21 protein-coding genes are annotated in these 24674 nt (G+C 44.5%); 13 read left to right on the top strand and 8 right to left on the bottom strand.

The features are described from left to right. The first annotated feature begins 13 nt into the window (after nucleotides 1–13). Nucleotides 14–172: an HNH endonuclease gene (locus tag LU351_RS05980; RefSeq protein WP_232593151.1), complete on the top strand. Its 159-nt coding sequence runs from the start codon at nucleotides 14–16 to the stop codon at nucleotides 170–172. Between the two features lie 18 nt (nucleotides 173–190). Here LU351_RS05980 and LU351_RS05975 read toward each other — a convergent pair whose 3' ends face one another. The 5 genes from LU351_RS05975 to rpoE all read right to left on the bottom strand — a co-directional run bounded on the left by LU351_RS05975 (nucleotide 191) and on the right by rpoE (nucleotide 5337). Further along, complete coding sequence (locus LU351_RS05975) at nucleotides 191–1576, bottom strand: DegQ family serine endoprotease (RefSeq protein ID WP_416053935.1); 1386 nt, start codon at nucleotides 1574–1576, stop codon at nucleotides 191–193. 273 nt (nucleotides 1577–1849) lie between these two features. Beyond that, on the bottom strand, nucleotides 1850–2359 hold the full coding sequence (locus LU351_RS05970; RefSeq protein WP_232593150.1) for a SoxR reducing system RseC family protein: 510 nt from the start codon (nucleotides 2357–2359) through the stop codon (nucleotides 1850–1852). 27 nt (nucleotides 2360–2386) lie between these two features. Beyond that, complete coding sequence (locus LU351_RS05965; RefSeq protein WP_232593149.1) at nucleotides 2387–3349, bottom strand: MucB/RseB C-terminal domain-containing protein; 963 nt, start codon at nucleotides 3347–3349, stop codon at nucleotides 2387–2389. Nucleotides 3350–3556: 207 nt separating this feature from the next. After that, complete coding sequence (locus tag LU351_RS05960) at nucleotides 3557–4294, bottom strand: sigma-E factor negative regulatory protein (RefSeq protein ID WP_232593148.1); 738 nt, start codon at nucleotides 4292–4294, stop codon at nucleotides 3557–3559. A gap of 455 nt (nucleotides 4295–4749) precedes the next feature. Further along, complete coding sequence (rpoE, locus tag LU351_RS05955; RefSeq protein ID WP_232593147.1) at nucleotides 4750–5337, bottom strand: RNA polymerase sigma factor RpoE; 588 nt, start codon at nucleotides 5335–5337, stop codon at nucleotides 4750–4752. 367 nt (nucleotides 5338–5704) lie between these two features. Here rpoE and nadB point away from each other — a divergent pair, with 367 nt between their 5' ends. Beyond that, entirely contained in the window at nucleotides 5705–7384 is a 1680-nt protein-coding gene (gene nadB, locus LU351_RS05950; protein WP_232593146.1) for an L-aspartate oxidase, read from the top strand. A gap of 4 nt (nucleotides 7385–7388) precedes the next feature. On the opposite strand, the gene LU351_RS05945 is transcribed toward nadB, so the two are convergent. Both LU351_RS05945 and LU351_RS05940 read right to left on the bottom strand, forming a co-directional pair. Next, entirely contained in the window at nucleotides 7389–7868 is a 480-nt protein-coding gene (locus tag LU351_RS05945; RefSeq protein ID WP_232593145.1) for a hypothetical protein, read from the bottom strand. A 46-nt stretch (nucleotides 7869–7914) separates the two neighbouring features. Further along, nucleotides 7915–8166 (bottom strand): FAD assembly factor SdhE, encoded by a 252-nt coding sequence (locus tag LU351_RS05940; protein ID WP_232593199.1) that lies wholly within the window; start codon nucleotides 8164–8166, stop codon nucleotides 7915–7917. Nucleotides 8167–9014: 848 nt separating this feature from the next. Here LU351_RS05940 and LU351_RS05935 point away from each other — a divergent pair. From LU351_RS05935 to LU351_RS05915, 5 genes are all read left to right on the top strand, one after another. Continuing rightward, nucleotides 9015–9980 (top strand): hypothetical protein, encoded by a 966-nt coding sequence (locus tag LU351_RS05935; protein WP_232593144.1) that lies wholly within the window; start codon nucleotides 9015–9017, stop codon nucleotides 9978–9980. 168 nt (nucleotides 9981–10148) lie between these two features. Next, a complete protein-coding gene (locus LU351_RS05930; RefSeq protein ID WP_232593143.1) occupies nucleotides 10149–11348 on the top strand; it encodes a hypothetical protein in 1200 nt (399 codons plus the stop codon). Beyond that, the gene (locus LU351_RS05925) at nucleotides 11348–12484 is read left to right on the top strand and encodes a hypothetical protein (RefSeq protein WP_232593142.1); all 1137 of its coding nucleotides are present in this window, start codon (nucleotides 11348–11350) and stop codon (nucleotides 12482–12484) included. The genes LU351_RS05930 and LU351_RS05925 overlap by 1 nt, the downstream gene beginning before the upstream one ends. A gap of 31 nt (nucleotides 12485–12515) precedes the next feature. Beyond that, the gene (locus LU351_RS05920) at nucleotides 12516–12983 is read left to right on the top strand and encodes a hypothetical protein (protein ID WP_232593141.1); all 468 of its coding nucleotides are present in this window, start codon (nucleotides 12516–12518) and stop codon (nucleotides 12981–12983) included. Nucleotides 12984–12987: 4 nt separating this feature from the next. Further along, nucleotides 12988–13821 carry a peptidoglycan-binding protein gene (locus tag LU351_RS05915; RefSeq protein ID WP_232593140.1) on the top strand — a complete coding sequence of 278 codons (834 nt, stop codon included), beginning with the start codon at nucleotides 12988–12990 and terminating at the stop codon, nucleotides 13819–13821. A 128-nt stretch (nucleotides 13822–13949) separates the two neighbouring features. On the opposite strand, the gene LU351_RS05910 is transcribed toward LU351_RS05915, so the two are convergent. Then, nucleotides 13950–15032, bottom strand: coding sequence for an aldo/keto reductase (locus LU351_RS05910; RefSeq protein ID WP_232593139.1), 1083 nt, complete (start codon nucleotides 15030–15032; stop codon nucleotides 13950–13952). A gap of 71 nt (nucleotides 15033–15103) precedes the next feature. Between LU351_RS05910 and LU351_RS05905 the strand changes: the two genes are divergently transcribed. The 6 genes from LU351_RS05905 to LU351_RS05880 all read left to right on the top strand — a co-directional run bounded on the left by LU351_RS05905 (nucleotide 15104) and on the right by LU351_RS05880 (nucleotide 24666). Then, on the top strand, nucleotides 15104–15889 hold the full coding sequence (locus LU351_RS05905) for a PhzF family phenazine biosynthesis protein (protein WP_232593138.1): 786 nt from the start codon (nucleotides 15104–15106) through the stop codon (nucleotides 15887–15889). Nucleotides 15890–16133: 244 nt separating this feature from the next. Continuing rightward, nucleotides 16134–17852: a class I SAM-dependent DNA methyltransferase gene (locus tag LU351_RS05900; protein ID WP_232593137.1), complete on the top strand. Its 1719-nt coding sequence runs from the start codon at nucleotides 16134–16136 to the stop codon at nucleotides 17850–17852. After that, nucleotides 17842–19329: a restriction endonuclease subunit S gene (locus tag LU351_RS05895; RefSeq protein ID WP_232593136.1), complete on the top strand. Its 1488-nt coding sequence runs from the start codon at nucleotides 17842–17844 to the stop codon at nucleotides 19327–19329. The genes LU351_RS05900 and LU351_RS05895 overlap by 11 nt, the downstream gene beginning before the upstream one ends. Then, the gene (locus LU351_RS05890) at nucleotides 19329–19994 is read left to right on the top strand and encodes an abortive infection family protein (protein ID WP_232593135.1); all 666 of its coding nucleotides are present in this window, start codon (nucleotides 19329–19331) and stop codon (nucleotides 19992–19994) included. Before LU351_RS05895 ends, LU351_RS05890 begins: the two co-directional genes overlap by 1 nt. Next, nucleotides 19991–23164: a type I restriction endonuclease subunit R gene (locus LU351_RS05885; protein ID WP_232593134.1), complete on the top strand. Its 3174-nt coding sequence runs from the start codon at nucleotides 19991–19993 to the stop codon at nucleotides 23162–23164. The genes LU351_RS05890 and LU351_RS05885 overlap by 4 nt, the downstream gene beginning before the upstream one ends. 164 nt (nucleotides 23165–23328) lie before the next feature. After that, a complete protein-coding gene (locus LU351_RS05880; protein ID WP_232593133.1) occupies nucleotides 23329–24666 on the top strand; it encodes an amidohydrolase in 1338 nt (445 codons plus the stop codon). Nucleotides 24667–24674: the final 8 nt, after the last annotated feature.

The raw sequence follows: 24674 nt of genomic DNA, 5'->3' as shown, positions 1-24674 counted from the left end.
GAACTTTAACACTATGTCGAACACCATAAAGCGCCGTTTATTTTTGCAAGCCGGTCGTTGTTTTTACTGTCGTCAAACATTGGACCTCAGTGACGCGACCCAAGACCATGTGATCGCTAAGTCGTTGGGCGGTGCCTCAGTAATCATTCACAACCGAGGCACGCTAATGTAATGGAAGAATCAAATAGATCTATTTTGGTGTGGTAATGGTTCGAAAGACCGGACGACCTTGTCGAATAAAACGAATGGGCAATAATGCCTCTCGTTCAAGCTGAGACTCCACTAAGCCAAAATCATCAACGTTTTGAATCGCGGTAAACCCGATTTGGGTAATCACATCCCCCACACGTAAGCCAGCACCCGCTGCCGCACCGTTGGGATCAATGGCTTTTACCAACACTCCGGTATCAAGATTCCACTCACGTTTAAGCTCATCAGGCAATGACTCCACCTGCACCCCCAGTAATGAATCAACCGATTTCGATGAATTGGATAAACCAGCAACAGTCGCACCACCTCCTAACGCCCCCACCATAACAGGAACACGTTTACGATCGCCTTCTCGAATAATCTCGGCAATGGCTTTTTCACCCGGCGTTACCATCCCCACCGCATGGGGAAGATCACCAGATTGTTTTATGGATTTTCCATCAAACGACAAAATAATATCGCCCACTTTTAAACCGGACTTATCCGCAGGGCTTCCGGCCTCAACCCTTGCCACTAATGCGCCTTGAGGTTTTCTCAGGCCAAAGGAGCGAGCCAAATCTTTGTCTACTTCTTGAATCATCACGCCAAGCCAGCCACGCTCTACCACGCCTTTAGACTTTAACTGTTCCACCACATCAATGGCCACACTGGCAGGGATGGCAAAAGACAAGCCTATGGACCCCCCCGAACGGGTGTAAATCTGGGAATTAATTCCGACCACTTCGCCCTTCAAATTAAATAAAGGGCCGCCTGAATTACCGGGGTTAATGGCCACATCGGTTTGAATAAACGGGACATAATTTTCGTTTTCTTCGGTGGGAATACTGCGGCCAATGGCGCTCACAATGCCAACACTGGCAGAAAAATCCAAACCAAATGGAGAGCCAATCGCCAGCACCCATTCACCCACTTGAATTTCTTCCGGATCGGCAAAATCCAAATGCGGTAAGCGCTCTGCATCAATTTTAAGAAGCGCTAAATCCGATCGCTTGTCCGTCCCCACTAAAGTGGCTTCAAATTCCCGACGGTCGAGCAAGCGTACGGTAATTTCATCAGCACCATCAATAACGTGATTATTGGTTAGCACATACCCATCATGTGACAAAATAAACCCCGAGCCCATCGAACGTTGTTCCCGCTCTGGGATTTTACGAGGGTCAAAGAAATATCGAAAAATTTCAGGAATCTGCTCCATATCTGGTCGGTTTAAGGTAATTCCTCGGCCCGACTTTGCAACCGTTGTAATTTTCACCACTGCCGGGCTTGATTCTTCAACCAATTCTGAAAAATCGGGCAGGCGTTGTGCGTGGACTATCATCGCACCAATCATTAATACAAACGCTAACGGCACTTGTCGCCATAGCATGGGCACTCTCCTCTAACATTCTGGCGTAAAACGTCGACTCTGGTTATCGACGAAAAAAACGGATGAGCGCTATTTTTCTTAATAGCACTGCACTTAATCAACGTCTTAGTTGGGGACTGGGAATAAAAATTCCACCGTAGAATAAAATTTGTAAGACTTCTTAAAGAATTTGTCACATTCAATAGAGCGACACTGAACAATAGTCGATCATTTTAGGTAACGGCGTCTTATGCTTGTCTAGTCATACCTATTGTCTAGTCATACCTAAGAGAGCTATGACTCAGGCTGCCAATTTAACGTTACGGCTGCCTCAGACAGCACCACCGGCTGCACACTTGGGTTGTGCTCATGTTGAACAGAATGCCAGCGCACAACCCACCCTCCAATGAATAACCCCACTAACGCACCCATAATACTACCCAACTCCCCTCCCCACACATTGTTGGCCACTAAAGCCCCTATCAACAATGTAAGAAGAGGAACGCAATACACCAGCAAAGACGCTTTCACGATCAGCGTTTCAGCAATGCCAATCTCCACCCAGTCGCCTTCCCTGAAGTCCTCAGGCGATTGACCATTCAACAACACCTTTAATTGTGTTGGCGAACTCCCAAGGCGAGACAATAACGATTGACCGCACCCTTGCTTTGCATTACAGCCATCACAAGCAGATTGCTGACGCGTTTCAACCCAAAGCGCTTCGGCTTCAATGGCCACGACTCTGCCCCTTTCTTTAACCATTCCTGATTGCGTTATGCCGCAATCATTGGCTCTGCTGTTCATATCCACACTTCGTTACACTCAGATTCATTAATTCACATTCGACAAAGGAATCAACGAGGCAGCCACTTTTTTTGCCGTTTCTACTGGAATTTCACCCACCACAGAAATTTGATACAAACCACCATTGGCAATGACTTTATCCAAGTACACCAACGTACTGCCTTTTCTTCCTTCGCCCTCTAAAGTATGCGCGCCTTGGGCAGGGTTGACAAAGACTGTGAAACGGGTGATGCCATCGCTGAACGACAACATATCCGCCGTTTGGTTAAGCTTGGCGGTGGTTAAACTGAACCCTAGTGGTAACCACCCCAACCGCCAACGGGCACTTTCCGCCACTTCGGCACACCCTCCGTTTACCGAGAAAGTGGTGCCTTGGTTATCCGATGGCATAGGCGCCGCCGTTGATGGGTCAGATACTGGGTCAAAATGCACAAACTGGAAACGCTCCAAGATGCGCTTACCCGCCAACATCGTAAACATCAGTGGCATACGTGTGTCCCGATCTAACGCCAAAGTAAAACCATAACGATATTCGTCTGCAGGCTGAGCAAACAACATATCCACGCTGCGGCCCGCAATACGATCTTCTCCCACGATTTGAAACTGATAATATTGCGCCAAATGCGGGCCTACGGTTACCGCAAATTGCTGTGGATCACTTTGGCAAACGTGGCGAGCGGAATCGTAACGCACCGAATCTGCAAATCCATTTAAATGGGTAATTTGGTTCGATTGCCGATCGCCATCCACGCGATGGGACACGGATAGCGTGTCCAAATTTCCTGCGTATTCATAAGTGTATGTGCCGTCATAACTGAGCTGTTTTAAAGATTGCTCTGCATGGGACAGCATTTCGATCAATACGGGGGAGACAGAAGGGTTCAACCCATTTTGAGCCGTAGCAGACATGGCGCACATCAAACACAATAACACCCCCATTCCAAAACTGATTGGGGTACGAAAAACAAAATGACTCGACATAATTTTCATATTTTGAATGAACTTTCCTCGGCAAGCTGGGCAAATTTCGCATCACACATACGTAAGAAAGGGGGCTAATGCCCCCTTTCTTTTTCAATAACGCAACAGTAAAGACTCACGATAAAAAACCGACGATAAACAGAATGTTAAGATAAACGAAATCAACCCAGCCGCTCAACCATATGGCTTACAAAACGGCTAATGGCGCATTCCTCATTACGGTTTTGCCTCTACCCTCGGTACACGATTAAACGGTAATGAACCGGGTGCCGCAATGCCCGTTTGGGCATGTTCAACCATAATTTGATTCAGATACTCTTCTAGCCCTGGGTGAGATACCTTGGCTTCCGTTCTGGGTACAAACACCAATGGTGAGCTAGACGTTCTTCGTACGGCGTTATTCCCTGCCCCCGCACTCACTGTGCGTGCTGCAATGGAATCCGTACCATAGCCAATTGGCAAGCTGACCGGCGCTGTTACCGGCTCATTGACCGTAGGCGTCACAGGCGTGGCATCGGCCACAATGTCTTTATCAACGGATGGGGTTTGTTGCGCATCATTCACAACCTGTTGCGCTACCAATACAGTCACCATGGCAACGGACGCAGCAACCGCCATTTTACCCAAGCCCCCCAACCACTTCACTGACTTTTCTGATGTAGCAGGAGTGCTATTCGCAGTAGAGCTGTCCACAGTGCTATCAAGTACTACGGTATGCGCTGGCTCATCCGCAATAGAATCGGCAATGGCGGCCGATAAATCGACGGTAATATCCAGTGGTAACTCACGCTTCATAGCCCCGCGAGCGAGATGATAACGAGACCAAGAGCGCTTCAAGTCGGGGGTATCGTCAAGCGAAGACAGTACTCGCCTCAGCTCAAACTCAGAGGTTTCTCCATCCATCAAGGCCGATAAAGATTCGGCCATTGTTTCTTTGCCATTGGGCTGTGCCATACGCTTTGTTACCTCAATGCTTCGCCGGTCCAACCGACATCGTTGTTTACCTGAATTGTTTTATCTTAACGGTTTATCTAAATACTATTTATCTAAATACTGCTTTTCTAAATACGGTTTATCTAAATATCACTTGTCTAAATATCGTGCTGACGTTAAGGCAATAACCCTAAAAAATCGACGAACACAAATGACCAACGCAAACAGTGAGTAAAGCGTTTAAAACTGACTCACAACACCAAGCCTCAAGGCTGGTTTCAGACCTTCTTTTAATTCATTAACAGAATCTGAATAGGTTACGCTCTTATTGACCGAGAAATTTCCAAATGGTTCGTTCAATCGATATTTTTTTATAAAATTTAATGCTTTATCGACGACCAATCACCACCGCATTGAACATTCAATAAATCAACCTGCAATTAACCGTCTACCTACAATTAGTCATTTACCTACAGTTAACCATCTAGTAAAGGTCGAATGGCTTTATCAATACTCTCACGGGCTCGAAATATTCGTGAACGCACAGTACCGACAGGGCATTCCATCACTTCAGCAATGTCTTCGTAACTCAGACCTTCCATTTCTCGTAAGGTTAACGCCGTACGCAAGTCCTCTGGCAACGCTGTGATGGTCTTCTTAACCACATCGTGCAGTTGATCACGCATCATGCTGCCCTCTGGCGACTCAATATCACGCAAAGGTTCACTACCGTCATAATAGTCTGCTTCGTCCACATCCACATCAAACGCAGGAGGGCGTCTCCCACGAGAGACCAAATGATTTTTTGCCGTATTAATCGCAATTCGATACAGCCAGGTGTAAAACGCACTTTCTCCGCGAAAGTTACCTAACGCACGATAGGCTTTCACGAACGCCTCTTGAGTCACGTCATACACTTCTGCATTGTCTTTAATATAGCGCCCAACAATGGCAATGATTTTGTGTTGGTACTTCAGCACCAACAAATCAAAGGCGCGCTTGTCCCCTTTTTGTACCCGTTCGACCAACTGCTGATCTGATTCAGGCGCCGCTTGCGCTGTCATTCATTACTCCCATATAGCCACTTGGCAGAACTCATGCCTTGCAATGGTATTCGACGCCATTGCTTGCAAGCTCACTAGACTCAACTCTAGAAGAGAAGTTCAAAACCCGAGATAAGTTTTTGTATTTTGGACGTTTTTTTAGCCCCTAAGGTCAAAATGTTACTCATTTACCAACAGATGTATATACTAGCGCGCCTCGATTCTGTGCTAGAAATGGACTTTATAAACATCGCGTGCGTAAATCCGGCACCGATGACGCATCGACCATCATCGAAAACACGACCTGCACACGGAATATTTGGGGTACTTTGCGCTCAAACAAGCTCTGTGTGATGTTTGAATCTTTGTCTGTTCGAAAGTAAACATTATGACCAATACGTTTTATCACGATGTCCTTATTATTGGCTCTGGTGCCGCAGGATTAACCGCCGCGCTGCATTTGCCTGAGCATTTATCCATCGCCATGGTAAGTAAAGGCGAGCTGAAAGACGGTTCCACGTTCTGGGCTCAGGGCGGTATTGCAGCGGTATTGGACAACAGCGATTCCGTCGACATGCACGTAGCAGATACCCTCAAAGCCGGTGCGGGCCTGTGCCACGAAGATGCTGTGCGGTTTACGGTAGAGAACAGCAAAAGCGCCATCGAATGGCTCATCGACCAAGGCGTCAGCTTTACCAAGAACGCTCATGACACCCAAGGCAATGAATCAGAGTCAGACAAAAATTCATCAAACGATTATCACCTGACCAAAGAAGGCGGCCACAGTCACCGGCGAATTATTCACAGTGCCGATGCCACTGGCCGGGCCGTGCACTCCACATTAGTCGAGCGCGCCACCCAACGCGATAATATCGAATTGCACAGCAACCACGTTGCCGTTGATTTAGTCACACAAGCGGATGCCCAATACCGAAAAATCCGTTGCACAGGCGCGTACATTTACGATATCGATACCGATACGGTTAACTTGTGGCAAGCCAAAGTCGTTATTCTCGCCACCGGCGGCAGCAGTAAAGCCTACCTTTACACCAGCAACCCCGACGGAGCCAGCGGTGATGGCATTGCCATGGCCTGGCGTGCCGGATGTCGAGTCGCCAACATGGAATTTAACCAATTCCACCCCACCTGCCTTTACCACCCCAGCGCCAAATCGTTCCTGATCACCGAAGCGCTTCGTGGCGAAGGAGCACACCTGAAGCTGCCCAGCGGCGAGCGCTTTATGACGCATTTTGACGAACGCAAAGAGCTCGCCCCCCGCGACATTGTCGCTCGTGCCATCGACCATGAAATGAAACGGCTGGGGTGCGATTGCGTGTATTTAGACATCAGCCATAAATCCGCTGAGTTCATCGAAGACCACTTCCCCACTGTGAAGGCGCAATGTGCGAAGTTTGGAATCGACATCACGCAAGAACCCATTCCTGTCGTGCCTGCGGCGCACTACACCTGTGGCGGTGTCATGGTCGACCACAATGGCCGCACCGACCTAAAACACCTATTCGCCATTGGCGAAACCTCGTTCACCGGCTTGCACGGTGCCAATCGCATGGCCAGCAACTCCCTACTCGAATGCATCGTTTACGCACGCTCTGCTGCCGATGAAATTTCCCGCATTATCGAAGACATCGACAAACCCCACTACCAACCAGAATGGGATGAAAGCCGAGTCACCGACTCCGACGAAGACGTGGTGATCTCCCACAACTGGGATGAGCTACGACGCTTTATGTGGGACTACGTGGGCATTGTGCGCACCCGCAAACGTTTAGAACGAGCGAACCACCGTGTCGAATTACTGCAACGGGAAATTCACGACTATTACAGTAACTACAAAGTCGGAAACGATTTAATTGAATTACGAAATTTAGCCATGGTGGCGCAATTGATTATTCGCTCAGCCCTAGAGCGAAAAGAAAGTCGGGGTTTACACTACTCTCTGGATTACCCTAACCTCAAAACATTTGCGCGCGATACCGTGCTCGTGCCCAATAATTTCGCAGGCCAAGACGTCATTGTGGGGCCGAGTGTTAAAACCGCTTGCCCCTAAACGATTATTTAAAAGCTTTACCTGTGATTAACAAAGCACGTAAATGCCGGAACCGGCGCTCAGCGCCCTCCGGCTTCACAATCGCCGCTCGTTCAATAAAAAAAGTATACTCACCGAAAAACGCAATAACCCATCGCCGCCAAACACTTAATCCCTCTGTTGGCGAAAAACCGAGCACAACAAAGTGCTCACCGAGATAACAAAATTCATTCAGCATAAGTGACTGCGGCGGGTTACCCTCAACAGGCGAAAGCGTCCAACCCTCCTCATCAAACAGTAAAGCACCGTGGTGCCTTAAATTGACCTTCTGAATAAACCATTGAACAAGCCTCCACCCAAACACACCCAAAACGCCCCACCCAACCACAACCAATGCGGTGAATAGTGCGTTATCAGTAGAAGGCCATAATGCACCCTCAAACGAAGACAGATAAAAAGAGTGGAAAATACCGGAAAGGCTAACAAGAAGAATTAACCACCTCACACCCCAACCGATACGTTGGACAACCAGAGGTGGCGAAAGAGGCAATTCAAGCGTCAGGCTGAAGCCCTGTGTGAGAGCGAATAATCTTGACGATATGCAAAATGTCAGAGGCCTCAGGGTCGACTTTATCGATAAACCAAGTGAACATATCCTGATCTTCACACTCCAATAATTTTTCAAACAGCAATTTATCGTCGTCTTTCAAAGAGTCATACACATTTTCAATAAAGGGCTGCAACACCAAATCCAGCTCCAACATACCTCGACGGCTTGCCCACATTAAACGGTTTTTAGACATCATAGTTTAACTTCACCTGCACTCATTAATGACTGGGGAGATTATGCCATAGCCTCACCAAAACGCGACCTCTGTATATTCTTCCCCACCGCCTCATAAATACCCTTAGCTCTAATGCCAATTCATTTCTTCCTCTTTGGCGACAACTCATTAACATCATTACCCTACACAGGTATTAAGGATATAAGGAATTTGACGACAAGACGTTAAAACAGAGGAAAATCGATGGAACGAACCCCCATTATCAGGTTGAGACTCGGTATTACTGGAATTCGCATTACTACAGTCGGCATTGGCACATTCTGTATAATCACGCTACCTTTCAGTGCAATCAGCCAAGTAGAAAACGCCTACTCGAGTCTATCAGATACCCTACGCAATTCCGTGAAAACAAGCATTAATGGCATTCGAGCCGTCGACATTATAGTCAACCACAAACTAGCCAACGCACATTACCTAGGTAAAGATTATTTAGATGCTTGCATAATAAAGTGCGTTTATAACGGCTCAACCAATTTAACACTTGCGCTCCTTAGCGCTTATATTTTTTATGAAAAAACGCAGAGCACAGGCGAACCTAAACCCATTTTATTTTTGGGCAAACCGAGCCACAGAACATAATTCGGCAGCAACCTGATATATGCTGGAGTTGATAATTTAAAGGGATATTACTAAATACCTCAAAATAAAAACGCTGCCAAAAGCTGGTTTGAAAAGCGGCGATCCAGGGATTTTAGGAATCTAAAAAAATGTTAAACAGCTCTGCCTTTCAATAAGATTGCTTATTTTTTAATTAATATTGAACTCTGCTCAAACTTAACGAAAACGATAAAAAATAGGTTATAACAATGAAAAGGATTTCACTTTCAATACCTTATTCTGTAGATTTAACCAAAGAAAAATCTTGGAAAATCCTTGATGAGAGTCAAACATCCTTTGGCATTGTTCGCTGCCACTTTCAGTTAAACGAGCGCTTTTTAGATGAACATCATCAAGTCGGGGATGCTCTCGCTGTTTACAAGTCACCTCAAGGAGTCGGATCTCAACATGTCATAGCCTCCAGTTTTGAGTTGGAAAAAATAAAGCAAATCTCATCCATTGAAAAATTCTTGACAGAGAACGAACATACCGCGTCCTTTGCCACCGAACTAGCCGCGAAAATTGAACTTTCAAAAGAAAACAAACTATCAAGCAAGATTAAAACACAACTTGCCAGCAAATTAAAAAGCAAACTATCAATAACCAGTGAATTACATGAAAATCAAAAAATTCGCGAAAAAACTTCTTTTGAAATCACAAACACAATAGACCCAGAAATAACAGAACCCATAGTGGCAGTTCCAGCATACAAGCGTAAAGCATATGACCTTCTCTTGGGACATGTTGATTTCTTGAGGGTAGATTATAAACGAAGTCTTTTTGGGCTGAGAAAAAAAGCAATAAAGCACCCACCCATTATCGACTTTAACAACCACCCCAATAGAGAAGGCTTTGGGGTTCCGTTAGCTACAATCATGTACTGGGAGTTTCTCCCTAAAAGCTCGATCCTGATGCTTGAATCCGAGCATTGTGTTCAGGTTAAAGACTCCGAACAGGTTACTCTCATCCAACCTCACTGTGAAAAAACAAAGAATGTCGACTTCCCGGATGTTCCGAGCCTATATCAGATTGCGAATGCCGCCTTCCCTAAAAAATGGATATTAAGAAAATCGGAAAACAATAGCTGGACAGAAGAAGAGCTTAAAAATATTGAGCTCGAGGAAGTTAAAAGTGCTGAAAATGGATGGTGGAGCCGTCACAGAAATTCAAAATAACATCTAAAAAAATTTAAAATTATAGCCAACAAGCCTTACAGGCAGCATCAAAACATAAAGTTAAATTCAGCATTAACCAGAAATCTTAACGGCTTTTATCAAGCTCAAAAATTTTTAACACAAGCATTCAAGAAATGACAAACCATCAAGAGATAAGGGATTTATAGCATGTCGACAAAAACGTTGAAAAACAAAGCGCTGCTTGAAAATTTTTTTAACTCTTCAGAGCGTGCAACTGTCACAACTATACTCTTATTCTTACTATTTATTCTTATGTATTTATTCTTTCAGGTCGCACAGGGAACAACAGTAGAGCGGTGCAAAATGGGCATCAAGTTGAAAGAGTTAACACCCTGCACCCAACTCACACCCCCCATCATCTTTTATAAAGACGGCCTTTTAGAGTACGAGATTCATGAAACAGTATTGGAAAAATTTTATGATTCTCAGAGTGTTGAGGAATTTATTGAAGACTTTGAACACAAGGCATCCCAGGAAAAAAACATACTACTTGACAAAAGAGCTTATTTTTTTCGTCAAGCAAGCCGCGCAATTTCACCACACTATGTAAACAAACCAATGCCAATTAACATTCCAATTCTCGACACCTTTACATCTGAGCAAGGTAGAAAAGTTTTTGAAGAAATGAAACTAAACAATTTTTTAGCAAAAATTGCTCTTTTAAAAAAAGATGTCCAACTGAACTGGACAAATAGTGAAAGTAATCTTTATTTAATACAACTAGATGATTTACAGATTGACATTAAATCTCTAATCCAACGCCAGGAAGCATCAGCAAAATTACTAGAAGAACGTATTGAAACATTGAAACCTCAACTCAATTTCTTGTGGCTTTATCACCCTGGCTCAGGCTGGATTGTGGAATTGGTATTCTGGTCTTTATTTGGCTTATGTTGCTGTACTTTGGTCAACAACATTCGAGATGTCAGAAATAACGAATACAACGCCAAACGATATACGCTGTTCTTTCCTCGAATATTCCTTGCTCCTATCATGTCGGTTGTCGTCGTAGCTTTAATTTCATCTGGATATATGGAGTACAACTCTAACTTAAATAACTTCCCCTACTTTTTGGCGTTAGCCTTTTTCCTAGGATTCAATAGCGAAAGCTTAAATGCCATAATTCAAAACACCTCCAATAAGCTATTGCAACCCTTGGCATTTTCCAAGGAGAAAATGTTGGCCGCCAACAAAAAAATACGTTATTTGCCCAAGTTCCAGGATGAACTAAAAAATGTTCGACCCACTTCTGCAACAATGAGCGAAATCAGAGACCATGCAAAAGTACGGATTAAACCAGAATCGGAAAAACAGGTGTTGAAAATGTATGCAAAGGAGAGTGAGTAATGAACTTGGTAAAAATCGTAAGGCTCAGAACACTTGGGTTGTTGGTTACTGCCCTAACGCTTCTTTCTGGCTGCGCGGGGAGACAACAGGCGGTTGATATGGCTCATGGATTGCAATATTTCAACGAAGAAAGCGAAATCAATATTAAAGACTACTTAACCCAATTAGAAAACATTGAAAGAAGCAGAAATGCTTTACTGGAAGAAACACAGAAAACCCTTTCAACGTTAAGTTCAAACTCTTCCAACCCGCATGTGCAGTGCTTAAAAACTGGCACGAATGCGCTGAAATCATTGGTTTCACAATACACCAAAGACATTCAACGCATTAATCAGGACGCACTCTCAAGTAAACAAGAAACGCATAAAAAAATGGAAGAAGTCATATTCCCAATCCACGCGATGCTTGAGTCCAATGAAAAGAACATCTTGATGTTGACCGACAGATTAAGACGAGACGATACTACTCAGGGCACATTTGAAGATCTTGCCCGCCTCAAAAATATCCAGCTCAACCTATATCTTCGGTACAATGAAATTTATTTAGGGCAATCGGAAAAAATTACCGAGACTATTTCAGTAATCTCAAAAGAATATGCTGATGAGATCAGTAATACTTTCGATGCCAGTTATAACAATCTTACCAATAAAGTCGTTGATGGCTGCAAAACGGTGAACCAAGAAATTCTGGCCAAACATCAGGTTTTGGTAAACGGTTTTATGGAGATGACTCAAGTGTTAAGATCCAGCAGTAACGCTGATAATATAAAGAGCAGTAAAGAAAAACTTCGTGTTGCCTTTCAGGCAAACCAAGCCGCTGGTAACAGTTTATCCACCTATCTGAAATATAACTCATTAGGCCCTGGGTCTGGTGCCTTTTCATTTTTAAGAGCTATACCTTCCGGATTAGCAAACGGTTTAATTTTTCCAGATAAAAACGCCAACACTGAAGCCGTTAAGACTCTTGCTCAAGCTGCAATCGATGACCTTAAACAAGAAATTCCCAATTTTTCCAGCAGCTATGGACCAAAAGCGGATAAGCTCAAAGTCAATTACAAAGAAGATATCAACAAAGCCGTAGATGGCATCTTTGACAACCTTAAAAACAAAGTGAAAGAGACACTTTCACCACAGTAACCTGGCGTTACTCAACTAGCAGGAGAACCCAATGGCGCGTTATAAACCTAGTCCGGAATTGATGCAAATCTATAAGGATGATTTACCAGACGACATAGCTGATGTGGTCGATAATGTAGCGGCCAAAGCGGAAAGCTTGGTCGATGATTTACTTGATCAGTACGAAGAAGAGCAAGCTAAAAAACTGGAGAGTTTCAAACAGAATACGGCGAAAGACATTTCCAACTTCGAAACAGAATTATCTTTGACATTACAACAAATCAATGAAGAAAAAGAAGCGTTAACAGCACAGATCAATTCGTTGAGAGCAGCTGCTAATGCATTACATGACAAAGCCAGTAAAGCTGATAATAGTTTAATCATAGAAACTGATAAGCTTGTACATCTCTCTAACGCGCTAGATAGTCGGATTAAATCACAGCGGGAAAAGCTGACCAAAGTCGGCACCGCCATCGGTAATTTTGCTGGGAGTATGGCAGGACTCAAACTGCCTTTATAATATCATGACAACACTTCGCAAAGGCCACAAAGGCTTACTGGTTAAAAGGCTTCAAAAGCAACTGAAGGCTTTAGGTTATCCAATCTCTGCAGTTGATGGGATTTTTGGTGATGAAACTGAACATGCCGTTATTTTGTTTCAGCGTGACAACCGGCTTGACGATGACGGTATTGTGGGTAGACGAACTCACTCTGAATTAGCTATAGAACTTAATCCTATTGATCAAATGATTCCCCAGCAGACTGAGCTGAAAGACTCTCTGGTGATGGCCTGCCCAAATTCACTCGTAGTAAGAATATGCCATGACTCTTCTCATGCGAATATTACAGAAAATTGGCCGCTTCTTTACGCATCACTAGATAAATTTCATTTGGCCTATAGAGAAATGTTTCTTATGACCATCGCTACAGTTTATGTCGAAACTGGCAGGTTCGCCCCAATTGATGAACATATATCCCACTATAATACCAGCCCAAACGGACACCCTTTTGATAAATATGATGATCGTAATGATTTGGGAAATACAGGCAAACCGGATGGCGCTAGGTACAAAGGGCGGGGTTATATTCAGTTAACCGGTCGTGCAAATTATTATCATATTGGTCATCAACTAGGGCTGGGGGATATGCTCGAACAAGACCCTGAAAGAGCCAATGACCCGAAAACAGCCGCTGATATATTGGCTTGCTTTCTGAAAAACAAAGAAAGTCGAATTAAAGCTGCATTAAAAGATAATGACCTACGTGATGCAAGGAAAGCGGTCAACGGTGGAAGTCATGGCTTAACTGATTTCAAGCGCATATATCGACTTGGCTTGCAGTTACTCTCCGCTCAGTAGCCTCACTATAGTCATTGCTTGTCATGGGCATCCAATGACAAGCAATGATCTGATACGAAAATATTCTAAATAGTGAACCTTACAGCTTCAAATTTTAAAAAAGCTGCTCGGATGAGATGGCTTACACATTACATCACACCTCGAATATGCGTTTTCACAGTATTAAAATAAAACTCCGTGAGTTTTTCATGCAATTGTGAACTAAGGGGTTCAAGGCTAGAAACAGACGCATTTTCAGCCACCTGCTCCACGCGACTTGCTCCTGTAATCACAGAACTTACGGCGTCATGATCAAGAACCCAGCGCATTGCCATTTGTGCCAAGCTCATCCCTTCTGGCAACCACGCTTTTAGAGTCTCAGCAAACTCCACCGCTTGCTCAAAAGGAATACCGGAAAACGTTTCTCCCACACTAAAAAACGCGCCATCACGGTTATAATGTCGGTGATCACTCTCAGCAAACTGATGGTTTTTTTGCATTTTTCCCGATAAAACACCACTGGCCAGTGGTAAGCGCACAATAATACCCACTTGATTTTCGATGGCTTTAGGGAACAGTTCATTGACCTGATCTTGGCGAAAGACATTAAAAATCGTTTGAATGGACGTTAACTGCGGGTGCGTTATGGCAAACAATGCCTCATCCATCGTTTCGACACTGGCACCAAAATGTTTGATTAATCCTTCTTGTTGAAAATCTTCCATCCACGCCAACATATCTCCCGCTTTTAATACCTCAGTGGGAATACAATGCAATTGGACTAAATCCAATGCCTCCACATGCAAACGCTTAAGAGAACCCTCAATATTGGCTCGCACTTTTTGTTTAGTATAAGCCCCTGGATACAACGTCCCGTCGCGCCCCACCTTCGTGACAATAAATCGATCTGACGGATTCTCACGACAATATCCACCAATACGCGATTCACTCACGCCACCGCCGTACACATCAGCGGTATCCCAGAAATTCATTCCTTGACGATCTGCCTCTTGCAATATCGCGGTGGCACGTTCGTCTTCCATCGGGCCAAAGTCATTGCCCAACTGCCAACAGCCGATACCCATTTCAGAGATACTGTACCCACTTTTGCCCAAGGTTCTCAACTTCATTAATGGCTCCTTTTTATTGTCTTTATTACGGTTATTGTCTTTATTACGGCGCTGTTCAGTTTTTACGCGCGAAAAGTCATCAGATTTTATTAGGGTGATCATTGTAACCCTTTTGTATTCTCGTTATTCAAGAATACAATACTGGCATTCTCTCACTGACTAGAGGCAAAACAATGAAACTCCCCATTTATCAGGTCGACGCCTTTGCCTCCAAAAGCTTTGAAGGCAATCCCGCTGCTGTTTGCCCGTTAGAATCGTGGTTATCCGATGCCACTCTGCAAAGCATTGCCGAAGAAAATAATTTGTCTGAAACGGCGTTTTTTATTTGCGAAGGCGAGCATTATTCATTGCGTTGGTTCACCCCTGAAGAAGAAGTCGATCTTTGCGGGCACGCCACACTCGCTACTGCACATGTACTATTTAAACACTTCGATTATCAAAATGATGCGATAACGTTTTCCACCCGTAGCGGGGAATTGGTGGTAACACAATCCGATTCCGGTTACGAAATGAACTTTCCTGCCACACTCCCGCAAGTCATTGAGCCACCCAATACACTGTTAGAAGCCATAGGCGTCTCTCCAACGGAAACTCTACTTGCCTTCGATTATATTGTTGTACTTGAGAACGAAGAACAAGTCAGAAAGGTTGAACCGAATTTTCTGCTGATGTCGAAATTGGATTATCGAGGCGTACTGATTACCGCACCAGGCGAGTCAGTAGATTTTGTTAGCCGCTGTTTTTTCCCAAGCTTGCGAGTCAATGAAGACCCAGTAACCGGCTCTGCCCACTGCGAGCTTGCACCCTACTGGAGTCAACGACTCAATAAGAAACATTTAATCGCGCAGCAATTATCCCAACGAACCGGCATGGTGGGTTGTGAAGTGCGAAGTGATCGAGTCATTCTGACGGGTTCGGCGGTGGATTATCTTCAAGGAACCCTTTCTATTGAGGCCTAATTGATCACTCAAAAATCGAGTGGCTCCTCGCTACATTGTCCCTGCCCCACTTTTCCATTACGCTCTCGTGAAACAAGAGGGAAAAGCCCTGCAAATGATGGCATTTTGATCATTGTAAGACTGACCACCTTTATTTTACTTGGCACCTATAACATATAGAGACAAATAAAAGTTATCGATGCCAATTTGTATGAATTTTTATCTAATTTGGCACCTACACAAAAAATATTAAAACGATTTATCTATGACCCACGAAGAAGAACAGCAATTTCTTAACCATTTAGACAAAAAACTATGGGTAGCAGCTGATAAGCTCCGCTCCACCCTAGATGCCGCACAATACAAGCATACCGTGCTGGGCCTAATTTTTTTAAAATACGTCTCTGATGCCTTTGATATTCGCCACAAAGAACTGGATACCCAGTTTCGTGACCCTGACCACGAATACTACATGGACCCGGAAGATTTTGGCGGTGAAGGCGAAGAATACGAAAAGGATGTTGCTTACGAACTGGAAGTGCGCGACTACTATCTAGAAACCAACACTTTCTGGGTGCCCAGTGTGGCCCGTTGGGTATTTCTACAAAACCAAAACAAAGTCGTGATCAACGGCACTATCTGGATTACGCCAGAAGGCGACGTGTTACTCGAAGCCCCCGCAGACGAAGAGCAAAAACGCAAGTGCAAACGCATTAGCTCCGTTGGCCAGTTAATCGATAATGCTTTAGAAAGCATCGAAGTCGCCAACCCGAAATTGAAAGGCGTACTGAATAAACTCTACACCCGTTTGCAAATCGACCGAGCCAAATTGGGGGAGTTGATCGATTTAATCGCTACCATTCCATTCAACCACGCCAGCCTTAACTCCAAAGACATTCTCGGCCATGTGTACGAATACATGCTCGGTCAATTCGCTTTGGCCGAAGGCAAAAAGGGTGGCCAATTCTACACGCCTAAATCCATCGTCAGTTTAATTGTGCAAATGCTCGAACCCTTTAAAGGCCGTGTTTACGACCCGGCCATGGGCTCTGGTGGGTTTTTTGTGCAATCGGAACATTTTATTAGCGCCCACCAAGGCCGCATTGAAGATGTTTCTATTTACGGGCAGGAATACAACCATACCACTTGGCAATTGGCCGCCATGAACATGGCCATTCGCGGCATCGATTTTAACTTTGGTAAAGAACCCGCCAATACTTACACCAACGATCAACACCCAGACCTACGGGCCGACTTCGTGATGGCCAACCCACCCTTTAACATGAAAGAGTGGGATGCGGGCGTCGCCACCAACGACCCCCGCTGGCAATACGGCACGCCACCCAGTGGCAACGCCAATTTCGCCTGGTTGCAACATATGCTTTACCACTTGGCGCCCAACGGCAGCTTGGGTTTGTTATTGGCCAATGGCTCCATGAGTTCCAATACTAACAATGAAGGCAGTATACGAAGGGCGCTTATTGAAAACGACTTGGTGGAATGTATGGTTGCCTTACCCGGCCAACTGTTTACCAATACCCAAATTCCCGCCTGTATCTGGTTTTTAACCCGCAATAAAGGCAAGCGCACCAGTGCCGCCGGTAGAAAATTCCGCGACAGAAAAGGCAAAGTGCTGTTTATCGATGCCCGTAATTTAGGCTACATGAAAGACCGTGTATTACGGGATTTTACTCAGGACGATTTAAATCAGGTTACTGAGGTGTTCCATAACTGGCAGATAGGCAAAGGCTATGAAGACGAAGCCGGTTTTTGCGCCAGTGTCGATTTAGCCGCAATAGAAAAACACGATTACGTGTTAACCCCCGGCCGTTATGTTGGCGCGGCGGCGGAAGAAGACGATGGCGAACCCTTTGCCGAAAAAATGGCAAGGTTAACATCGCAATTAAAAACACAGTTTGAAGAATCAGATCGATTAGAAGCGGAGATTAAAAAGAACTTGACGGGGTTGGGTTATGGCATCTGATTGGCCGCTTGTTACTATTGATGAGATAAAAGCTGATAGTAAAGGCTCTATTGCTATCGGACCTTTTGGGTCGAGAATGAAGAGTGATTGCTACGTTGATGAAGGTATTCCAGTCATTCGTGGTACGAACATCACGGGAGGGCCAACATTTGAAGGTGACTTCGTCTATATAACTGAAGAAAAAGCAGATACGCTCGGTTCCAGTAATGTGTATCAGTATGACTTAGTTTTCCCACATAGAGGCTCAATTGGTGAAGTAGGGATAATTCTAGAAAATGAACGCTATGTTTTATCTTCTAGCCTAATGAAATTGACTTGCGATAGATCGAAAGTTAATCCGAAGTTTTTGTATTATTTTTTCAAGAGTCGGTTGGGTCGTCATGAACTACTAAAAAATGCTTCGCAAGTTGGTACACCTGGAATAGGCCAGCCATTAACATCATTAAAAGGTATTGAGTTCAGACTGCCGCCGTTAGAATTTCAAGATCGAATTGAAGAGGCTCTGACTTCTCTCGACGACAAAATCGAACTAAACCGCCAAATCAACCAAACCCTAGAACAAATAGCCCAAGCCATATTCAAAAGCTGGTTTGTCGATTTCGAACCCACCCGCGCAAAAATAAAAGCCAAACAAGAATGGACCAATAAAAACGCGTCCGAAAGAAACGACAAAAACGCCGAAGCCAAATACATCCAACGCGCCGCCATGGCCGCCATTGCCGGAAAGTCGGTTGAAGCACTAGAAGCGGATGATGACGTACAGGCAAGTGCGACCCTAGAACAACTCCAAACCACCGCCGATTTATTTCCTGATGCGTTGGTTGAATCGGAGTTGGGGGAGATTCCTGAGGGGTGGGGTGCTTCTGATATAAGTAGTGTAACGTCTTTAATTATTGATCATAGGGGTAAAACCCCAAAGAAACTCGGGGGCGATTGGAGCGATGAAGGTTATCCTGCTGTTTCGGCTAAAAATGTTAAATCCGGAAATATTATTAATAAACAAAGTATCCGATTTGTCGATGAAGAATTGTATAAAAAATGGATGAAGGAAGAGCTTGTTAAAGGTGATGTTCTTTTAACTTCTGAAGGACCAATGGGGGAATTATTCTTATTGGCTAACAATACTAAGTACTGCCTAAGTCAGCGCCTTTATGCGCTGAGACCAAATCTAGAAAAGACTAGAAGTAGCTTTTTATACCTTTGGTTGCAAAGTGCCAAAGCAAAATCAGATTTGGAAGGAAGAGCCACTGGCACTACAGTGGTCGGAATACGTCAGTCAGAACTACGTAAAGTAACCGTTTTGTCTCCGCGTGCTGATTTAGTCGGTGAATTTGAGGCACTTGTATTTCCATTTTTTGAGAAAATACAATATTTATCTAATGAGAACGAAACCCTTTCTAATATTCGTGATTCTCTGCTGCCAAAGTTACTAAGTGGAAAATATGGGATTAAGGCTAATGACAAGTGGACACTTTGATGTTTGTCAAGACAAATGACATAGTTGAAAGGACTGCTGACCGATATCGATTAAAAAGAACACTTATTGCTGCTGAAGCAGCAATAGAAGAAAAAGAATCTGGCCTAGTGATTGGTCATTCTAAAGCGTTAATTGAAAGCGTATGTAAATCGATGTTGGATGAGTATCGTGTTGAATATGCGGCGGATATTAAGATTGCTAATCTGGCTAAAAAAACTGCTGGCATTTTTAGTCTCGCTAAAGGTGTTGAGAAAGAGGGAAAAACAGTAGAAGCTTTTAAAAAAATTATAAGTAGTGCTACGAACCACTTTGAAACAGCTGTTCAAGGGATTGGGGAGTTGAGAAATGAGTTTTGTCCGTTAGCTCATGGTAAATCATCAGACCATATACCGCTCGATATGCATTATGCTGAGTTTATTGCAAAGCAAGCAGATTCAATAGTTGGATTTATTTTCGATTTAAGAGAATCGTATCTAACCGCTGAGCCGAAATCAGAGCCAGTAAAAAACTCAGGATTTGACGAGTTCTTGGACTCTGAGTTTGATTCTGTCGTTATATACGAAGATACATATCTTCCTTCTGAGATTCTTTTTAATGTGGCTCCGAATATGTATCAAAGTGTTCTTGAAGAATGGGAGGAAGGAATGGAGGATAGTGTAGAATGATTTCTGAAGACTTGCTAGAGAAATCATGTATTGCATGGTTTGAACAAACTGGATACAGCTACTTAAACGGGTATGATATTGCTCCAGACGGAATCTCTCCAGAACGAAGCGATTATCGCCAAGTCATACTGAATGATCGTTTGTTAAATAGCCTACAAAAAATCAACCCTAATACCCCCGTCTCTGTTCTTGAGCAAATTACCCAGCAAATCGCCAAGCCTGAATCTCCTGTTCTAATTAAAAACAATAAAGCCTTTCACCAATGGTTATTGGAAGGCGTAAAGGTTGAATACAAAGACGATGGAGAGGAAAAGACCGATTACGTTCAGTTAATCGATTTTTCCAATGTCAGCAACAACCAGTTTTTGGTGGTCAATCAATACACCATTTCTGGCAGTAAAGGTTTACGCCGCCCAGATGTGATTGTATTTATTAACGGTTTGCCGTTAGCGGTGCTGGAGTTGAAAAATCCGGCGGATGCAAGTGCGGATATTTGGAAAGCTTTTGATCAGTTACAAACCTACAAAGAAGAAATACCGGATTTATTTATTTTTAACGAAGCCTTGGTGGTGAGTGACGGTTGGAATGCCCGTGTGGGCTCGCTTACCGCGAATAAAGAACGTTTCTTACCTTGGCGAGTGGTGAATAATGAAAACGATAAACCGCTATTTGAATTTTTTTTAGAAACGTTGGTGAAAGGTTTTTTTAAGCCAGAGTTGTTTTTAGATTATATCCGCCATTTTGTTTTATTTGAAGAAAGCGATGGCGCAACCATCAAGAAAATCGCCGGGTATCATCAGTTTCATGCGGTACGTGAAGCGGTAAAAGCAACCGTGATTGCCGCATACCGGCCACCAGAAAATACCATTGCTGAACCTCGCGCAAATTATGGAGAAAGGGTCGAGCCCGGTTCTGGTAAAGCGGGTGTGGTTTGGCACACACAAGGTTCGGGTAAATCTATTTCTATGGTGTGTTACGCTGGGAAGCTTTTGGCCCAACCTGAAATGAATAACCCGACCATTGTTGTCGTGACCGACCGTAACGATTTGGATGGTCAGTTGTTTAATACATTTTCGATGGCGGCAGATACCCTTAAACAAACGCCTGTGCAAGCCGGAGATAGAGACGACCTCAGGGAGATTCTCGCGTCGCGTCAGTCGGGCGGCATTATTTTTACGACCGTTCAAAAATTCGCGCTATGGGCAAAGGAAGAGCGACACCCTGTTTTAAGTGATCGACACAATATTGTGGTTGTCAGTGATGAAGCCCACCGCAGCCAATACGGCGATAAAGCTAAATTTAACCAAAAGACGGGCAAGTACACGTTCGGTTATTCCAAACACATGCGCGATGCGTTGCCCGAAGCGTCATTTATTGGGTTTACCGGTACGCCTATCGACAGTGCCGATAAAGACACCCGAGCGGTATTTGGTGATTATGTATCGATTTATGATATTCAAGATGCCGTAGACGATGGCGCCACCGTACCGATTTACTACGAATCCCGTTTGGCAAAGTTGGATATTAAGCAAGCCGAAATAGATTCCCTCAACGACGATGTAGACGAAGTAATTGAAGATGAAGAGGATGTATCCGAGCGGGAAAAAACCAAATCCAAGTGGGCTACATTAGAAAAACTCGTGGGGAGTGAGCCGCGAATACAGCAAGTGGCTAAAGATTTGGTTGCCCATTTTGAGGCACGCACTGCCACTATGCCCGGTAAAGCGATGGTAGTGTGTATGAGCCGAGATATATGTGTCGAAATGTACGATGCGTTAACGGCAATTAAACCCGAATGGCACTCAGAAGATTCGGCCAAAGGTGCAGTAAAAATTGTCATGACCGGTTCAGCATCTGATAAGTCAAAATTGCAACCGCATATCTATAACAAAGAAGTAAAAAAATCGTTTGAAAAACGCTTTAAAGATGTCAACGATGAATTGCAAATCGTGATTGTAAGGGATATGTGGCTAACCGGCTTCGATGCGCCCAATTGCCATACCATGTATATCGATAAACCCATGAAAGGCCATAACTTAATGCAGGCCATTGCGCGGGTAAATAGGGTGTTTAAAGACAAACCCGGTGGCTTGGTGGTGGATTACATTGGTATTGCTAACGAATTAAAAGCGGCCTTAAAAACGTACACCAATTCTAATGGTAAAGGGCAACCCACCGTCGATACGCGAGAAGCCTTCGCGGTTTTATTAGAGAACATCGAAAAGCTCCACGCGCTGATGCATGGTTGTGACTATTCCGGTTACGAAGATAACGCACTGCAATTAATGCCAAGGGTGATGAACCATATTTTGTCATTACCCAACCCAAGTAATGGTGAGCTAGAGGGTAAAAAGCGTTTCTGCGATATTCTCGCGAATATTCGCACCGCTTTTACCTTGTGTTCCACTATGGAAGAAGCCAAAGCCTACGGCAAAGAAATTGCCTTTTTTGATGCGATTAATACGGCGTTTAGAAAGCGAGAAAATGTCGACAAAAAACTGAATAAAGACCAAAAAGATTCGGCTTTAAAGCAGATTATTGATAACGCCATCGTTGCTGAAGGCGTGGATGACATCTTCGAAATGGTGGGCTTAGATAAACCAAACGTCGGTTTACTCTCGCCGGAATTTATGGAAGACGTTGCCAACATGAAAGAGAAAAATCTCGCTGTTGATCTCCTAGAGCGGTTACTGCGTGATGAAATAAAAGCGCGTATGAAAAACGATGTGGTTTCCGAGAAGAAATATTCAGATCGAATATTAGAATCTCTTAGAAAGTACCACAACCGTGCCATTGAAACAGCGCAGGTTATCGAAGAAATGATTCAAATGGCCAAGGATATGGCTAACGATGCGGAACTTGCCGAAAAATCAGGTTTAAACGCGGATGAAATCGCTTTCTATAGAGCCTTAATTCAAAATGAATCGGCGGTACGTGAATTAGGTGACAATACCCTAAGAGACCTAGCCAAATACGTAACACAGCAGCTGAGAAAGTCGACCACTGTCGATTGGCAAATACGGGATAGTGTAAGAGCGAAATTGCGAAACCTGGTTAGACGCGCATTAAGAAAGTGGAAATATCCACCAGATGGAGCGGATGAAGCCGTTGAGTTATGTTTACAACAAGCAGAAGTGTTGAGTAATAATTGGTCTCAACCAATGGTTTGAGCATAGTATGTATCAAAGCTGCTTTTTTATGGTAGCCATACCCTGCCCCTGCCAATATCACCATAAACAATGAGTACCATAAACAATGAGCACCATAAACAACGAACACCACAAACAACGAATGCAATAAAAAGTAATGCAATAACAAATAAAAGAGGGTCACAATGAAATTGAAATTTTCCCACTGGGCCAAAGCTGCAACACTGGCCACCTGCGCGTCACTGTCGTATTCGGTATTTGCCGACGACAAGATTAATGCCGCCATTGCCAAAGATTACAACAAACACCTCGATGGCTTGTTCGAATATTTTCATAAAAATCCTGAGCTGAGCCTGCAAGAACACAAGACGGCCAAACGCCTCGCCAAAGAATTAAAGGCGGCGGGCTTTAAGGTGACACAGGGCGTGGGGGGCACCGGTTTGGTGGCCATAATGAAAAATGGCGACGGCCCCATGGTGATGATGCGTGCCGACATGGACGGCCTGCCTGTGGAAGAAAAATCGGGCCTTGACTACGCCTCAAAAGCGACCCAAAAAGATTTAATTACCGGTAACGTCGTACCCGTTATGCACGCCTGTGGCCACGACATGCACATCACCAGCCTAGTCGGCACCGCACGTCAAATGGCCGCCATGAAAGATCAATGGTCGGGCACGCTCATGTTGATCGGCCAACCGGCGGAAGAACGTGTATTAGGGGCGAAAGCAATGATGGAAGACAATCTCTGGGAGCGCTTCGGGACACCCGATTACGCCATGGCGCTGCACGTCTCGTCCAATATCGAAGCCGGTAAAATTTTCGTCACCGAAGACAGCCCTTTTGCCGGTGCCGATACGGTTGATATTACCATTCATGGTGTAGGGGCTCACGGTGCCTACCCGCACGCCGGGAAAGACCCCATCGTACTGGGTTCTCAAATAGTGCTGGCATTGCAAACACTGGTTTCACGCGAGCTGCCACCCCGAGACCCCGGTGTCGTTACCATCGGCTCTTTCCATTCCGGTACGAAACACAACATCATCTCCGACAAAGCCACGTTGCAGCTGACCGTACGCAACACCAGTTTCGAGACCCGCGAAACGCTACTCAGTGGTATTAAGCGAATTGCCGAAAACCTCGGTCGCGCCGCTGGCCTGCCCGACGATAAACTACCTGAAGTGGTGGTCTCCGAAGAAAGCGTACCACCCACCATTAACGACACCAAACTGGCCCGACGCCTACATACGGTGTGGACGAATAAAATGGGCGCCGATGCCCTAACCGAGCACCCCATAAAAGGCATGGGCGCGGAAGATTACCCTTTCTTTACCACAGAGCCGTACATCCCCAGTGTGTATTTTCAGGTCGGGGGCACACCCAAAGCCGATTTTGAGCGAGCAAAAGCTGGCGGCCCTCCCGTACCCAGCCACCACTCTCCTCTATTTAAAATTGAGCCAGAATCGTCCGTTAAAGCAGGCGTCGCCGCCACGGTTTATGCCTTGCTGGACTTAATGAAAAAATAAAGAACGAA

Origin of the sequence: Marinibactrum halimedae, from assembly GCF_021234875.1 — a bacterium.
GTDB classification, from domain to species: domain Bacteria; phylum Pseudomonadota; class Gammaproteobacteria; order Pseudomonadales; family Cellvibrionaceae; genus Marinibactrum; species Marinibactrum halimedae.
This window is presented reverse-complemented; position numbering and strand designations above follow the sequence as displayed.